Source organism: Streptomyces sp. NPDC016845, from assembly GCF_044332585.1.
Lineage (GTDB): Bacteria > Actinomycetota > Actinomycetes > Streptomycetales > Streptomycetaceae > Streptomyces.
The window spans coordinates 1-13542 of sequence record NZ_JBIRPI010000034.1 but is presented as its reverse complement, the minus strand read 5'-3'; the positions used below and the strand labels follow the sequence as shown (position 1 = coordinate 13542).

The 13542-nt window shown below is 68.8% G+C and carries 11 protein-coding genes and 6 pseudogenes; 8 read left to right on the top strand and 9 right to left on the bottom strand.

What is annotated here, in order from left to right; all coding sequences use genetic code 11:
* Window positions 1-285: 285 nt before the first annotated feature.
* Window positions 286-1476 carry a cytochrome P450 gene (locus ACH4RC_RS39345; RefSeq protein WP_398209378.1) on the bottom strand — a complete coding sequence of 397 codons (1191 nt, stop codon included), beginning with the start codon at window positions 1474-1476 and terminating at the stop codon, window positions 286-288.
* 763 nt (window positions 1477-2239) lie between these two features.
* Here ACH4RC_RS39345 and ACH4RC_RS39340 point away from each other — a divergent pair.
* Window positions 2240-2491 carry a hypothetical protein gene (locus tag ACH4RC_RS39340; RefSeq protein ID WP_398209376.1) on the top strand — a complete coding sequence of 84 codons (252 nt, stop codon included), beginning with the start codon at window positions 2240-2242 and terminating at the stop codon, window positions 2489-2491.
* Here ACH4RC_RS39340 and ACH4RC_RS39335 read toward each other — a convergent pair.
* Complete coding sequence (locus tag ACH4RC_RS39335) at window positions 2456-3409, bottom strand: alpha/beta fold hydrolase (protein WP_398209374.1); 954 nt, start codon at window positions 3407-3409, stop codon at window positions 2456-2458. The genes ACH4RC_RS39340 and ACH4RC_RS39335 overlap by 36 nt on opposite strands.
* A gap of 134 nt (window positions 3410-3543) precedes the next feature.
* On the opposite strand from ACH4RC_RS39335, the gene ACH4RC_RS39330 reads away from it, so the two are divergent.
* On the top strand, window positions 3544-4134 hold the full coding sequence (locus tag ACH4RC_RS39330) for a TetR/AcrR family transcriptional regulator (RefSeq protein WP_398209372.1): 591 nt from the start codon (window positions 3544-3546) through the stop codon (window positions 4132-4134).
* Between the two features lie 150 nt (window positions 4135-4284).
* On the opposite strand, the pseudogene ACH4RC_RS39325 reads toward ACH4RC_RS39330, so the two are convergent.
* Window positions 4285-4485: pseudogene (locus ACH4RC_RS39325) on the bottom strand (IS1380 family transposase); the annotation flags it as partial.
* Window positions 4486-4552: 67 nt separating this feature from the next.
* Here ACH4RC_RS39325 and ACH4RC_RS39320 point away from each other — a divergent pair.
* Window positions 4553-4954, top strand: a pseudogene (locus ACH4RC_RS39320) (transposase); the annotation flags it as partial.
* Between the two features lie 79 nt (window positions 4955-5033).
* Here the strand turns inward: ACH4RC_RS39320 and ACH4RC_RS39315 are convergent.
* Both ACH4RC_RS39315 and ACH4RC_RS39310 read right to left on the bottom strand, forming a co-directional pair.
* Window positions 5034-5831 carry a DUF1963 domain-containing protein gene (locus tag ACH4RC_RS39315; RefSeq protein ID WP_398209371.1) on the bottom strand — a complete coding sequence of 266 codons (798 nt, stop codon included), beginning with the start codon at window positions 5829-5831 and terminating at the stop codon, window positions 5034-5036.
* A 447-nt stretch (window positions 5832-6278) separates the two neighbouring features.
* Window positions 6279-6842: pseudogene (locus ACH4RC_RS39310) on the bottom strand (IS1380 family transposase); the annotation flags it as partial.
* Here ACH4RC_RS39310 and ACH4RC_RS39305 point away from each other — a divergent pair.
* Both ACH4RC_RS39305 and ACH4RC_RS39300 read left to right on the top strand, forming a co-directional pair.
* Window positions 6834-7148: pseudogene (locus ACH4RC_RS39305) on the top strand (GNAT family N-acetyltransferase); the annotation flags it as partial. The pseudogenes ACH4RC_RS39310 and ACH4RC_RS39305 sit on opposite strands and share 9 nt — an antisense overlap.
* A 548-nt stretch (window positions 7149-7696) precedes the next feature.
* Window positions 7697-8962 (top strand): MFS transporter, encoded by a 1266-nt coding sequence (locus tag ACH4RC_RS39300; RefSeq protein ID WP_398209369.1) that lies wholly within the window; start codon window positions 7697-7699, stop codon window positions 8960-8962.
* Between the two features lie 40 nt (window positions 8963-9002).
* Here ACH4RC_RS39300 and ACH4RC_RS39295 read toward each other — a convergent pair.
* Window positions 9003-9302, bottom strand: a pseudogene (locus ACH4RC_RS39295) (integrase core domain-containing protein); the annotation flags it as partial.
* On the opposite strand from ACH4RC_RS39295, the pseudogene ACH4RC_RS39290 reads away from it, so the two are divergent.
* Window positions 9299-9603: pseudogene (locus ACH4RC_RS39290) on the top strand (EamA family transporter); the annotation flags it as partial. The pseudogenes ACH4RC_RS39295 and ACH4RC_RS39290 sit on opposite strands and share 4 nt — an antisense overlap.
* A 25-nt stretch (window positions 9604-9628) precedes the next feature.
* On the opposite strand, the gene ACH4RC_RS39285 reads toward ACH4RC_RS39290, so the two are convergent.
* Window positions 9629-10057 (bottom strand): hypothetical protein, encoded by a 429-nt coding sequence (locus ACH4RC_RS39285; protein WP_398209367.1) that lies wholly within the window; start codon window positions 10055-10057, stop codon window positions 9629-9631.
* 168 nt (window positions 10058-10225) lie between these two features.
* Window positions 10226-10915, bottom strand: coding sequence for an SMI1/KNR4 family protein (locus ACH4RC_RS39280; RefSeq protein WP_398209366.1), 690 nt, complete (start codon window positions 10913-10915; stop codon window positions 10226-10228).
* Window positions 10916-11585: 670 nt separating this feature from the next.
* Between ACH4RC_RS39280 and ACH4RC_RS39275 the strand changes: the two genes are divergently transcribed.
* Window positions 11586-12137: a hypothetical protein gene (locus tag ACH4RC_RS39275; protein ID WP_398209364.1), complete on the top strand. Its 552-nt coding sequence runs from the start codon at window positions 11586-11588 to the stop codon at window positions 12135-12137.
* A 23-nt stretch (window positions 12138-12160) separates the two neighbouring features.
* On the opposite strand, the gene ACH4RC_RS39270 is transcribed toward ACH4RC_RS39275, so the two are convergent.
* Window positions 12161-12793, bottom strand: coding sequence for a hypothetical protein (locus ACH4RC_RS39270; protein ID WP_398209363.1), 633 nt, complete (start codon window positions 12791-12793; stop codon window positions 12161-12163).
* On the opposite strand from ACH4RC_RS39270, the gene ACH4RC_RS39265 reads away from it, so the two are divergent.
* Window positions 12777-12965 carry a hypothetical protein gene (locus ACH4RC_RS39265; RefSeq protein ID WP_398209362.1) on the top strand — a complete coding sequence of 63 codons (189 nt, stop codon included), beginning with the start codon at window positions 12777-12779 and terminating at the stop codon, window positions 12963-12965. The genes ACH4RC_RS39270 and ACH4RC_RS39265 overlap by 17 nt on opposite strands.
* Window positions 12966-13542 lie beyond the last annotated feature (577 nt).

Here is a 13542-nt window from a genome sequence, read left to right as displayed (position 1 = left end):
TGCCGTGCTGCCCCTGCTCGCGGTGGCAGGACTGCCCGCTGCCGCACCGGCCACGGCCCAGACGGCCAAGGAGACCGTTCTCGCCCGGATCGGCAAGGGGACCTTCCGCAACCTCGGCACCGGCACGTTCATGACCACCAGCCCAGGAGTCACGGCTGGAAGTCCGCAGCCGGTGGCACATCACCACCAGCCGCTACCCACTGACCTATGTGCCGGACACCTGGGATCTCTCCGGTGGCACTGTCTTCTTTCTTTCCTTCTCTCGCCCGTGCTGGCGGTGCGGTGTCACTGCGGGTCGACGGCGACGTGGAGACCGCGGATCGCGTAGCCCCCTATCTCGTCCTGGAACGTGACGCGGGGCGGGGTGAGCATCCGGATACCCTTGAGGGCGAAGAGGCGGCCGAGGAAGACGTTGGTCTCCATCATCGCGATGTCGGCGCCGGGGCAGCGGTGCGGTCCGTCGCCGAACGACAGGGCCGCCGCGTAGCGGCCCGTGGTCGGCCGCCCGGGGCGGACCGTTGCCGGGGCGGCTCCCACGGCGTCCGGGTCGGTGTTGGCCTCGTCGACGAAGAGGTCGAGGCGTGTGCCCGCGGGCACGGTGACCGGGCCGTCGGCGCCGGGCACGTCGAGGGCGCCGGTGGTGCGCCGGGCCAGCCGGGCGACCACGGGTTCCAGGCGCAGTATCTCGTGGATCACCGCGAGGCGTTCGGTCTCGTTCCCGGCCATGTAGCGCTCGCGCAGGGCCGCGTCCGTGAACAGGTGCCATGCGGCGACGCAGAGGAACTCGCGGGTGGTGACCATGCCGGCAGCGGCGTAGGTGAGGCACTCGCCGAGGATCTCGGCGTCCGAGCAGCCCTCGGCAATGAGGTGGGAGATCAGGTTGTCGGCAGGCTGTGCGCGGTGGGCGCGGACGGCAGGGCGGACGTCGGCAAGGTAGACCCGCAGCCAGTTGGTGTTCTGGCGGACCAGCCAGTAGATCCCCTGCGGGCTGGTCAGCCCGGGCCGGCCGAACTTCTCGGGGAAGAAGCGTTCCAGGCGACGCTGGATACCGGGTCTGCTGCGGGTCAGTCCGATCACCGCGCACGCCACATCGATGGCGACGCCGAAGGTGAGGTCCTCCAGCCGGGCCTCGCCGTCGGTCCGCAGGATGTCCAGATGCTTGCGCGTGACGCGTTCGGTGAGTTCGCGATAGTGCTCCTCGACGCGGCGGGGGGTGAAGTAGCGGGCGGTCTGGCGGCGGTGCTCCCGGTGTCCGGGCCCGTCGCGGTAGAGCACGGGCCGCCGGATCCGGGCCGGCATCTTCTCGACGGTCTCGATCCCCAGGCCCGCCTGGACGGTGTCGGTGCTGCGCAGCACGGCGCGCGCCGCCGCGTAACCGCGCACCTGCCAGGTGCCTTCCTCGCAGCGGCCGACCGGGCAGCCGGGACCGGACGGATCCCTGCGGATCTTCCGCACATCGTCGCTCCGGTCGTCCATCGGACGCGGCCCCCCGTCCTTGATACGCCGCCCCGAAAGAGGCCGCTGTCAGGTGTGTGCCGCCAGCGTTCAGCATGTACGCGCCCACCGCCAGTCCCCCGGCCGCCCAAAACCCAGGGCCGGCCATCCTCAACGACCGGGATACGCGGCCGAGTTGCGGCGGACGTGAGGTCGGAAGCCGCTATCCGCCATGTGTCCGCCCTTGCGACCGTGGTGAACGGCAGGACGAGACGGGACAGGGGTACGCCGTCCCGGTAGGTCTTGCGAGTGACGGGGCTCGTCGAGTTCGCGGTGCGACGCCTTGAGGTGGCGGTGGTGATGAGCTGCCGTGTGCCGCCCGGCGCCGCGTCCCACAGGCACAGGATGAAGACGGTGTCGGGCTGGTGACGCACGGCGCGTGCCTGCGCGGTGGCCTGGTATCGGTAGCAGCCGGAACGGGGAGGGCCCGGGACCCGGCAGATCCGCCGCACGCCGAAGACGGCGCGACTATCGGAGATGCAGTCTTAGCGGCGGGGCTCACTTCACCTCCCGAGCGAGATAGGCGGCTGCACGGCGCGGGATCTCCCGTTTCGGTTGCGACCCCTTCTCCGCCTTCAGCAGCCGCTGGTACTCGGCCCGCAACCGGGCCAACTCCAGAGGGGCAGCCTCAGTCGCCTACCTGCCCCCCTCCGACGAGCTGTGCCGCCGCCTCGAACAGAACCAGCTGGACCTGGACGGGGGCCCGTGTCCGGACAGCGCCCGCACCCACGATCCGCTGCCGCTGATGCCGCTGGACGGCGCGGAGGCCGCCGCGCGCTGGCCCCGGTTCGTCCCGCGTGCGCTGGCCGCCTCCGTCACGGCGGTGGCGGCCGTGCCGCTGCACACCTCCGACCTCAAGCTGGGCGCGCTCAACCTGATCAGCACCGGTCCGCCCCTGCCCGGCCAGCGGGACCTCGCCCCCCTTCTCCCCGGCCGGGCCCCTGTGCGACGAGGGGCGGCTCTACGGCCGGCTCGCGGGCGAGTGGCGGACGGGTGAACAGAAGGCGGTCAGTGCGGCGGCGACGGCTTCGGGCTGTTCGTCGGGGATGAAGTGTCCCGCGTCCGGCACGACGATCCCGGTGACGTGGTCGGCCCACGGCCTGACGGAGGCCGCCATGTCGGGGACGGAACCGTGACTGCCAGAGATCCCGAACACGGGGACTGTCAGGCGCTGCTGGTCCAGCGCCTCATGGTTCCTCCGCGCCGACTCGGCGGCGTCCCGGTAGTAGGCCAGGGAGGCGCGCAGACCGCCGTCGGCGGCCACGGACGCGGCGTACCGCTCGGTCTCGGCGTCGTCGAAGGTGCCCGGGGAGTGCGTCTTGGCCTTCAGGAACCAGCCGACGTACTCGCGTTCGCGGCCGGTGAGGAGCGTCTCGGGCAGGTCGGGTACGAGGTGGAAGGCGAAGTGCCAGGTCTTCCACGCCTGTTCGGGGTCGGTGGGGACGGCGTCGGGGAGGGTGATGCCGGGGATACCGGCGTCGAGGAGCGCCAGGCCGTGCAGCTGGTTCTGGTACTTCAGCGCGAGGGAGAAGGCGACCCACGCACCGACGTCGTGCGCGGCGAGCCAGTAGGCCGGGACGCCGAGCGCCTCCACCGCGGCATGGACGTGCGCGGCGACCGTATGGGTGTCGTAACTGATGTGCGGGCGTTCGGAGTGGCCCTGGCCCGGCAGGTCGAGCGCGATGACGTGAAAACGGTCGGCCAGGTTCGGCATCACCTTGCGCCAGGCCCACCAGGTCTGCGGGAACCCGGCGAGCAGCACGACGGCCGGACCGTCCGGCCGGCCGCCCTCGACGGCGTGCAGCCGGACACCGCCCCCGTCGACCCAACGGTGGGTGAATCCGGCCAGGTCAGCGAGCGGCACGCCGGGGACCGGGTTGCCGGAGACGCGCGGGGCGTCCGTGGGGTCGTTCATGGTTCTCCTCCAGAGGCGCGCGATGTGTTCGCGGTCTGTCGGACCCTAACCCATCACGAACCGAACGTTTCAAGATGGGAGGTGTCATGGGAGAATGGTTCCGGCAAGAAGGCGAAGCAGGAGAAGGGCGCGGCATGGCGGGCAAGAAGCAGTTCGATGTCGCCACGGCGCTCGATGCCGCGATGATCCAGTTCTGGAGGGCCGGCTACGGGGACACATCGGTGGACGACCTGTCGCGGGCGACCGGACTCAACCGCAGCTCCCTCTACTCCTCCTTCGGCGACAAGGACGCGCTCTTCTCGCGCTGCCTGGAGCGCTACACCACGCGGTACGGAGCCAAGTACGACGCAGCATTGTCAGACGCCGCCGACGGGCCTCTCGCGGCAGCGCGCGCGTTCTTCGACGTCACCCTGGAACGTATCGCGGACCCGGCCCTGCCGGACGGATGTCTGGTGGCCCAGACCGTCATGGCGACCCCGGTGCTGAGCGCGAGCGTCGCGGCGCGTGCCCGGGAGGCGATCGGCTTCCAGCACACCCGGCTGCGCGCCGCACTGGAAGCCGGCCGGCTGCACGACGAGACGGCCGACTCCTTCGCGACCCACCTCGCGGCCGTGAATCAGTCCCTCGCCGTCATGAGCAGAGCCGGAATCGGCGAGGATCAGCTGCGCGCCATCGTCGAGGTGACGCTGGACGCGCTCGCGCGGACTCTCGGAGCGAGCGACTGAGGCCTGACCGGCAGCGAGGACTGCACACGGTCGCGAGTCGCTGCCCGGACGGCTGCTTCCTTCTCTTCTTCCAACTGCTGCTGAGGGCGGTCGGGGTGCGTATACGGAGTTGATGAAGTCCGAACCGGCGGCCCTGAAAATGGGATCTGAACCGGTGGCGCGCGCATTGCGGATACGGTCCTCGGCCCGCGCGCGCTGGCGGTGCCGCAGTTCCAGGGCGGCGATCGGGACGTCGGTGACGTTGGTGGCGTTGGTGGCGTTGGTGGCAAACGCGGTGAGCCGCAGTCCGTCGGCGTCGGTGAACCGCAACTAGGCGCCGGAGTGCGGACGTTCCTTGCGGACTAGGGGGCGTATCGAGTCGCGATCAATCTTCGGGTGTTGCCCTCGCGTCGAGGCGTGGTCCGGTAGATCGTCTTGCGTGACGCGAGTGCAACTGACCGACGTGGGGTGGGAGTTCATTGGGCCGTATCTGCCGATCGGCGAGTACGGCCCGTACCCTGAGCGGCTGCGGCAGCAGTTCGAGGGCGTGATCTGGCGGTTCAAGACGGGTGGGCAGTGGTGGGAGATGCCGGCGGAGTTCGGCGCCTGGTCGACCGTCTCCAACCGGTTCCGGCAGTGGCGTGACGCAGGCGTGTTCGAGGCCCTGCTGGAGGGCCTGCTGGAGGGCCTGCTCGCAGAGACCGCGAAGCGGGGTGAGGCGGACCTGTCCCTGGTCAGTGTGGACTCGACTACTGCCCGGGCCCACCATGACGCTGCCGGTATGCACTTGCCGCACGCCGCGCTGCGGAAGGCACGGAAGGCTGGGGCGGGCAGACCCGAGACCGCGAACTGACCGGCGTTGTCCGCAGTCGGGGTGGCGGGCCGTCGTCGTTCCGTTGCGAGCGCGGACCGGGAGAGAGCTAACCATGCATGTCGACGGAGATCATCACCCGGTCGAAGCGCAGGTCGGCGAGGTCCTGGCGGCGGATCAACCAGTGCATGCGGGGAAGGGGAAGCGCGACGACGTCGTCGCAGTACCAGTTGGCGAGCAGACACCAGTCGTTACCGCCCCCGTACTCGTACTCGTTCGCCAGTTCGACTGGATCGTCGTTCCAGAAGTCTGCATGGCCGCCGAGGTACAGGTCGGATCCGAAATAGTTGCCGCCGGCCTCCCCCCAGATGTCGCTTAGCTGGTCCATGAGTTCGTAGTCTTCGACGGTCATCTCGGACTCGTCGTCGGAAGGGTCTGCGAACCCGTCGGGACCGGACGAGGGCCATGACGGCCCCACGCGGACCGAGCGGTAGTCCCGCTCCTCGTACGAGCCGCGAACGGGCTCCGGGGCGGGGACCTCCGTCGTGGGCGTCCCGGCGGGTACGTACACCACGTAGCCGGGCCCCGGGCCCTGACCGAGCTTCTCGGCGTCGCCGAAGAGCAGCAGGTGCCCGTCGGCCGGAAGGGGGAGGCCGGTCGAGTTCGGCGGTATCTGCGCGCAGTCGATGCTGCAGAGGAATGGCTCGCTCGGCTTGCCCGCGCCGACCGGCAGCATGGGGTTGTCGCCACCGAGGTGGACGACGACCGGTCCGTCGCCCCCTATCTGCGGATAGACCGCCGGCAGGAAGGAGCTGATCAACAGCTCCACATTGCGCGATGACACGCCCGCTTCCGCCGCCTTGGCCCGAAACCGGCTCAGCGTTTCCGCCACGAGTTGATCAGTCATGCGCACAGCCTAAAGGCGGGCACTGACACGTAATCAGTAGCGGGCGACGAAGGTGCGATTACGTCGCGCACGGCGTCCACTTCTTGCACCGCCCCGGACAACCGGTGCTGAAGACGGGGGGGATCGTGTCCGACAGCCCGAGTCAGGGTCCGGCAGTTCCCGGACGCCCCCGGAACTGGCAGCGCACGGACAAGGAGGAGGCAGACGCGAGAAGCCCGGTGGGCATCACGAGGGGCGCGCGTCGAACCTTCTGCTTGAGAGGCCGGGCAGGCCGCTCTCGGGTCAGGCTGGGCCATATCACGATGATCCCCGGCCGGTCCGCATTCGTTCGAGCCCGGAATCTCTGCAGTTCGAATGACTCCGGCTGCCGCGTGGCCGGTCAGGATGGCTTGGGCGGCCAGCCGTAGACTCCCGATCATTCGGGTTCGGGTCGCTCGCGCGGCTGACCAGGACGACGCGGCTGGGCGGAGCGCCCTCGAGTGGCATTGTGACGAGGTCGGTCGCAGTGTGCTGCGCCGATCGCCGACCGGCAGCACCGCGATCGCCCGGCCGCTCGCAACGAGTTCGAGTTTGTCCTCGTAGCTCTGGATCGGTGGCGCGGCGGCGGCGAGGATGCGGTAGGAAGCCCAGTCTTCGGTTTCGAACTCGCACGGCGCCGTCTCTTGGCCAGCTCTCCAGGACGTCGCCATCGAGCTCGGCGGTCCAGGCGCCGTCGCGGATCTCGCCGCCAGGCTCGATGGCGGGCGTCCAGGCGAAGGCGGGGACCCGCAGGACGGCCTGGTGAATGGCGTCGGTGATGGTTATCCCGACCGAGTACGACAGCCACCGGCCCCGCTTGAAGAGCCAGGCGACGAGCTCGTGGGTGCCGCCCGCGGAGTCCGTACGAATCAGTGTGGACCGGCCCCGTCGGTGACGTTTCGGAAGTTGGGCCAGGGCGAACTGGGTGGCGGTGATGTGGTCGGCAGCGGTGCTGCTGCCCGCGTTCCTGGGAGGTAGCAGCGCGGCCACCGGCACTTCTCCTTCTGGGAGACTCCGGACGGCGCCCCCGTATCGATGGCAGCTTCGACCTCGGTCATCGGTGGCATGGTCCGGATCGACCCCGTCTACACCCCGGCCCATGTGCGGGGCCGCGGCTACGCGGGCGCCGTGACGGTCGAGGCGAGCCGGGCGGCGCTGGCCGCGGGTGCGACGGACGTCGTCCTGTTCACCGACCCGGACAACCCCACCAGCAATGCCCTATACCAGCGCATCGGGTACGTCCACCTCGCCGACTTCGCCGGATACAGATTCTCCCAGGGCGCACCGCAAGCCAATTGAGGGCATGATCGGCGCACACGCATCTGCCAGGCAGCCGTACGCGGCGTACGAGGCGTACGAGGCGTACGAGGCGGCGTAACGGCGCACCAGGCCGGCCAAGCGCCGACCGCGAGCCGCAACGCGGGAGCGGACGCGCCGAAGTCGGTTTTCCGTCGCGCCAGATGACCAGCTCTCCACCAGGGACGGTATCGGGCGGGGCTCCATGGCGGCCGTGGCGATGTCGAGCCACTGCTGAGTGGCGTCCCGGCCTGAGCGGGGCTGGATACGCACGGGCTCGCGCCGCCAGATCACGCCCCTGTAGCCGTCAGCTTCGGTTATGCGCTGTTGAGCTGTCCATGGATCCGCCCGGCCGCTGTCCGCCCAGAGGGCAGCAGCGCTTGATGGTCGGCACACGGTGAGCCCGACCCTGGGAGCAGACATCGGGGCTGTTGCGAAAGATTCCCTTGTTACAGGCGGGGTCTGCCCCCGCCGCCAGCGCTGCGTGCAGAATGCCGTGCGTACGCCGGGCGGGGACGCCTGGATCCGCATGGTGGCGAAGGGACGGACGGATGGGCTGGGGCGGAGGGCGGGTCTTACGTGACCGCAATGTGGTGATCTACCTCAGCGGGGTGATCATCTCGGTCTTCGGCACTTCTGCCATGAGCCTGGCAGCCGGTGTCTGGACCAAGTCGCTGACCGAATCGGACAGTCTGGCCGCCCTGACGACCTTCTGTGTCTGGGCGCCCATTCTGTTCGGCCCGCTGATCGGCACTCTGGCCGATCGTGTGCACCGGCGGCCATTGCTGATCTGGAGCAATGTCGGCATGGCCGTAGTGCTGCTGCCTCTCCTCACCGTCCACTCCAGCGAGCAAATCTGGATTCTGTTCGCGGTGCTGACGGTGTACGGCATCAGCTCCGTGCTGATGGACGCGGCGGAGTCCGCACTGGTAGCCGCCGCGGTACCGACGTCGTTACGCGGTGACTTCAACGGCCTGCGGATGACGGTGAACGAGAGCATGAAACTGGTCGCCCCGCTTTTGGGGGCACTGCTGTTCGTGCACTTGGGCGGCAGAGCAGTGGCGCTGCTGGACGCGGCCACCTTCGTCCTGGCCGCCGCAGCGTTCGCCTTCATCCGCGTGTCCGAGCCCGCGCCCCACCCGACCAAAGACCAGAGGTTCAGCGTCCAGGTCGCCGAGGGCACGCGCTATCTGCGCCGTCACCCGGCCCTGCGGCGCCTGGTGCTGGCCGGGGCCGCAACCATGGGCGTGGCCGGGTTGAACGCGGCGTCGGTGTACGCCGTCGTCGACTCCGGCCTGCAGCGTCCGCCGGCGTTCGCCGGGGTGCTCTACGCCGTGCAGGGCGCCGGCTCCGTACTCATCGGGCTGTTCGCCGGTGCTCTGCTGCGGCGGATGCCCGAAAGCGTCTTCGCCGCAGCCGGAATCATGCTGTTCGCGCTGGGCGTCGCCCTGCGCGTGACCCCTTCAATGCCAGTCGTTCTGCTGGCCAGCGCGATGATCGGCGCTGGCTTGCCCTGTGTGCTGATCGCGGCCTTGACCGCCGTCCAGCGCGAGTCCCCCGACCATCTGCTGGGCCGAGTGGCCGCCACCGCCAACACCCTCCTCTACGCCCCGAACGCGATCGCACTCGCTGCGGGAGCGGGCCTGCTCGCACTCGTGGACCACCGCGTTCTGCTCATCATCGCCGCAATCGCCGCTGCCATCGCGGCGGTCACCAGCCTTCCTGGCAAACGCGCCCGCATCCGTACGACAGTCCCCGCGCCAGCAGAAGCAGCGCGTACCGAGGACCAGGGTGCGGAAGGGACAGAGGCTCGCTAAATCAGCTGGGTACAAATTTTGAACCGAGTCTCCAGGAGCCCTAGATGTATTGCCCTGCGAGGTTGGGGACGCGGCTGGCGGGTGGCTGGCCTTTCACCGCGGTGTGTCCGCCGTGGTGATTGTAGGTATGCAGCCATCCGAAGAAGGCCTCGCGTCGTTCAGTCTCCGACCGGTAGGGGCGGGCGTAGGCCCATTCGGCCAGCAGGGTGCGGTTGAAGCGTTCGACCTTGCCGTTGGTCTGCGTCCGGTAGGGCCGGGTCCGTTTGTGGGTGATCCCGGCCGCGGTGAGCAGGTCGCGCCAGCCGCGTGAGCGGTAGCAGGGGCCGTTGTCGGTCAGCACAACTGGCCGCCGTCATCACGCTGTTCACCGGCCTTCCGAGCGCCTTCCCGGTCGTGCCGCTGCTGGCGGTCGCGGCCCTGGGCGCGCTCGGCACGGGTGTCGCCGTCCTCATCCAGTACGGCCTGGTCGCCGAGGTCGGCCCGACGGCCTCCCAGATGTTCACCTGGTCACCTATTTCATCCCGGTCATCGCCACCGCCGCCGGCGTCGCCCTCCTCGACGAGGCCCTGGCCTGGTCGACCCCGGTCGGCGCGGCGATCGTCCTGGCGGGCGTGGCGCTGACCCGGGTCCGGCCACGGTGACGGGCGGCGTGGCGGGCGGCCGGGTTCACCAGCCGTCGCCGATGTCGAAGTTGGCGGCGATCGGCATCCCATTGGCCTCGAACACCACCACGAGGTAGGCGTCGTCGGACGTGGTCAGCCCGGCGTAGAGCCGTTCCGCCAGCTCCGAATTCGCGACGTCCACGGACCGCGAGATCACGGTGAGCATCGCGGGCACCTGGTCCAGCACTCCGGAGCCTTCCAGTGGACCCGAGTAGACAGAGGCGCTCAGGTCCTCGTTCTCGAACCAGTAGTTGTATCCGTCGTTGGCGACGGGTGTGATCGTCGCGCCGTCGAACGGTATTCCCAGCAGGCGTGAGACGTCCGCCCACAGGCGGTCGCCGAACGCTCTGCTCCGGAATCCGTCCGGCCGCGCGGGCCCGACACAGAAGTCGAAGTCCCTCTTGTAACCGTCGTACTGCGCGAAACCTGTCATCAGAATCTTTCTACAGGCCGCCATGAAAGGCAGGGAGCCGCCGCTCGCCGAAGCGGGCGGCGGCTCCCCGTTGTGAACCGGAGGACTGAGCGTTGTAGTGGGCCACTGTGGCCGACTACAACGCTCATCGTCTCGGCGGCGCTTATCCGTGCACACCGATGCCCGGCGTCAGGCGTTTGTCGACGGTTGGTGTGCGGTGAGCTCCGCCTTCTGCAGCCAGTCGATGTACCAGTGCGTGAATGTGACCGGCTTCCCAGCCTGGTCGAGGAGCGGGACGAGGTCGGCGTCGTCTGCCCGACAGTCGGACCAGACGCTGCCGCGGTAGGTGCCGCTGATGATCAGCCACTCCCTCTGTGCGCATCCGAGGTGGGAGATCACGATGGCGCCGGCGGTGCGCTCAGGGGCGAACATCAAGGCTTCCCAGCGTTCGTCCCACGCTTCGATGGCGTCGTCGAAGTCCTCTATCTCGTCGAAGTTCTCTTCTTCGGGACGAACAGCGAGAAGTGCGTCGAGGTCTTCGGGATCCGGGCCGTGGTCAGGAAAGGGCCGAACGAGCATGGACAGATCGGCCAGGTCTGCACCGTCTCCCTCCCAACGCCAGCGACCTTGCACGCGGTGAACGGGGAAGAGGCCGTACGCAGGACCCGCGCCACCGGCGCCCACGACGGTGAGGAAGTTGCGGTAATCATCAGGCAACCGCACGCCTACCTGCGCTTCGAGTTCGGCAAGCCCGTCATCCGTCAGGGGTTCTTCCAGAACCCACCCGTGCCTGATCGAGCCGAACACCATGCTGCTCGACGGCTGAGAGCCCAACGCGACCACACGCTGACGGACCCCGCCCCACTGCTGATCAACCATGCGCAGACCGTACGCGGAGCCACTGACAGCGAAACCAGCCAGGGCCACGCACGCGCTACGGCCTCGCCTCGGTACAGGGCGACGAGCGAGTCCTTGCCACGCCACCAGCTGTCGGTCACGCCCTGCACTTCGGGCACCAGCTCGTAGTCACTCACCGAGGTCCAATGCCGCGGCGGCCTTGCCCCTGAGCCGCGTGACCGTCTTGGCCCAGCAGCGGGCTGCCCGGCAAGTGCCAGGGACTCCACCCGTCCGTCGGTGCTCGCATGCAGGGGCATCCAGTGGCAGGCGTGAATCCCGAACGCCCCATCGGGGCCGATCATGAATGCGTAGGCCATGGAACCCGATAGTCTCCCGCTGGGAAGGACCAGCTCTTGGCGGCCGGCCCTTCGGGGCAGTCGGCGCCCATGATGCGCGGCCGCCCTCGTAGACCGGGGCCGGTGGGGGCGAGGCCGCCCCAACGGTCCTGGAAGTCGGCGGCCCGTTCGATCTCCGCGGCGGGGATCTGGTGCCCGATCCACGCGTCACGGTGGTGCCGGATGTTCGTCGAGGCAGACGGATGCCGTCCACCCCGACGAAACGTCGGGTCCGACGGCTCAGGCCGTCGAGCAGCTGCCCGCAGCCGTGTAACCGACACCATGGCTTGTCAGAGCCTTCTGATACGAATTCCGCCATGAACGATGAGGAGATCCTGCAGCGGATACGTGGCGAGGCGGAGCCTGGCGAGCTGCCCGAACCGGCCCCTGCCGAAGCAGTCGCCGAAGTGGAGGCAGCCGTGGGTTATCCCATGCCGGCCCTTCTGAAGCGGACCTATCTCGAGGTAGCCGACGGGGGGTTCGGCCGGTGGAGCCAGGCGCTGTCGCTGACCGACACGGAATACCAGTTCAGTGACGCCCCGCGGCTGGTAGAGGCCTACCTCACGGAGTGGTTGCCCCGGCCCGGCCACCCGGCTGCGGTGGTGCCGCTTCTGGAGTGGGGCGGTGCCATATGGTCCTTCGTCGACTTCAGCACCTCCGAAGGGCGGATGTGGGCCTGGGACCCCAACCAGCGGTGTCTCCAGCATGCGCTCTTCCCGGAAGACCTGACTCTTGCCGAGCGCCTGACGGGCTGGCTCGACGGACAGGATGAGGCATTTCCTCAGCCACCACCCATGCCGAACTGCCCCGCGTGTTCGGAAACCGCGACGGATTCCGGTTCCGGTTCCGGTGTGGAACGCCTGAACTAGATCGTTGACGCTGTGTGATGCGATCACAGATCCGTTGAGTGACCCGCGCTCTGCACTCTCCAGGCGGCGCTGACTTCAGCGAGCATCTGCCGGGCTGCCTCGTGACCGTTGGGACGTGGTGCCGGCAACCTCGGGCCAGCCAGATCGCGGCCGGTGAGCGACCGGGCCGGGACGCTAGCCCAGTCGTCCCGGTGCACCACCACGACGTGCCCCTCCAGACGGGCCCGTTTGTCCTGCCAGTCGTCGGGCGGGGCCATCAGGATCCGCAGGGCGTGTTCGTCGACCCACTCCAGCTCCAGGACCTGCCGGCCGATCTCGTGCTCGATGAGTGATCGGTTTTCGCTGGACTGCAGGTTCAGGAGCAGTAGTTCCCCCTCGAAGAAGTAGCCGCCGTCGTAACGGCCAGTGCCTAATGCGAGCAGCGGGAGCGCAGGATGGAAGGCCATCGCGTGCACAGGGAAACGCGAGTGAACGAGAAGGCGGCAGCTCAGATCGGACGTCTCATAGACCGCTACCGGGGCCGGGACGCCATATCCGCGGCTACCCGCCACGGCCAGCAGCCCACGCCGCTCGTCTCGCACAGCCACGGCAGGTTCTTCCACCGCGGAGAAGGCATGCGGGTCTGCTTCGGTCACACTCATGATCTTCGCAGACATCGAAGCAGTCAGGAAGCCGATTTGGCTGACGGGCCTGAAGGGGAGGTTCCCGGACGACGTCGACGCCTCGGAAGCGGCCGAGGCGTTGAGCGCGCGGGCGCGGGAGCTGCTGCAGTTCTCCAGTCCCCGGGATCCCGCTCAGCTCGCCCGCTTCCCGGGGCCGCGGGTGTGAAGCCGGAAGGCGCGTACTGGCGGCGCGGGATCGAGGCCGCGGCCCGCTACACGCCAAGGAGCGCGGGGACGGACAGCTCGTTCTCCTGCAATCGCGGTGCGCGCCTCCACGATGGGCTGCCATCCTCGATCACCAGAAGCGTGAGGCACGGGGAGCATTCGCGTTGATCATCTTGGACACGTGCATCGTCGAGAAGTTCGCCCTGCACAGCACGAGCAGCGATCTGCTCAAGACCATCCGCACGTCGGCGCCAGCGCCGACGTCGTCGCCGTCGCCGTCCCCTCGGTCGTGACGGACGAACTCGTCGCTCGGTCTCGTCCTCGTGCTGGCGGACGTACTCGACCGACGTCAGCCAGATCGCCGCGTCACGGCTGCCCGTCTTGATGGCTTTGCCGTCACGCGTGTTACCTGGCAGTCGCTGTTGTCTGGGACTTCGTGAAGTGTCGGACGAGGTAGTCGTTCAGGGCGTGGTGGAAGCTCGTCGCGAGTTGGGACTGTGGGGCGAACAGGTCGAAGGCATGGTAGGCGCCGGGGTAGAGGTGCAGCTCGACGGGGACGCCGTGGGCGCGCAGGCGTG

Excerpts from the sequence above, each read along its gene's own strand:
- ACH4RC_RS39345 (WP_398209378.1), bottom strand. The coding sequence starts at position 1,476 with ATGGACGACCGGAGCGACGATGTGCGGAAGATCCGCAGGGATCCGTCC.
- ACH4RC_RS39340 (WP_398209376.1), top strand. The coding sequence starts at position 2,240 with ATGCCGCTGGACGGCGCGGAGGCCGCCGCGCGCTGGCCCCGGTTCGTC.
- ACH4RC_RS39335 (WP_398209374.1), bottom strand. The coding sequence starts at position 3,409 with ATGAACGACCCCACGGACGCCCCGCGCGTCTCCGGCAACCCGGTCCCC.
- ACH4RC_RS39330 (WP_398209372.1), top strand. The coding sequence starts at position 3,544 with ATGGCGGGCAAGAAGCAGTTCGATGTCGCCACGGCGCTCGATGCCGCG.
- ACH4RC_RS39315 (WP_398209371.1), bottom strand. The coding sequence starts at position 5,831 with ATGACTGATCAACTCGTGGCGGAAACGCTGAGCCGGTTTCGGGCCAAG.
- ACH4RC_RS39300 (WP_398209369.1), top strand. The coding sequence starts at position 7,697 with ATGGGCTGGGGCGGAGGGCGGGTCTTACGTGACCGCAATGTGGTGATC.
- ACH4RC_RS39285 (WP_398209367.1), bottom strand. The coding sequence starts at position 10,057 with ATGACAGGTTTCGCGCAGTACGACGGTTACAAGAGGGACTTCGACTTC.
- ACH4RC_RS39280 (WP_398209366.1), bottom strand. The coding sequence starts at position 10,915 with ATGGTTGATCAGCAGTGGGGCGGGGTCCGTCAGCGTGTGGTCGCGTTG.
- ACH4RC_RS39275 (WP_398209364.1), top strand. The coding sequence starts at position 11,586 with ATGAACGATGAGGAGATCCTGCAGCGGATACGTGGCGAGGCGGAGCCT.
- ACH4RC_RS39265 (WP_398209362.1), top strand. The coding sequence starts at position 12,777 with ATGATCTTCGCAGACATCGAAGCAGTCAGGAAGCCGATTTGGCTGACG.
- ACH4RC_RS39270 (WP_398209363.1), bottom strand. The coding sequence starts at position 12,793 with ATGTCTGCGAAGATCATGAGTGTGACCGAAGCAGACCCGCATGCCTTC.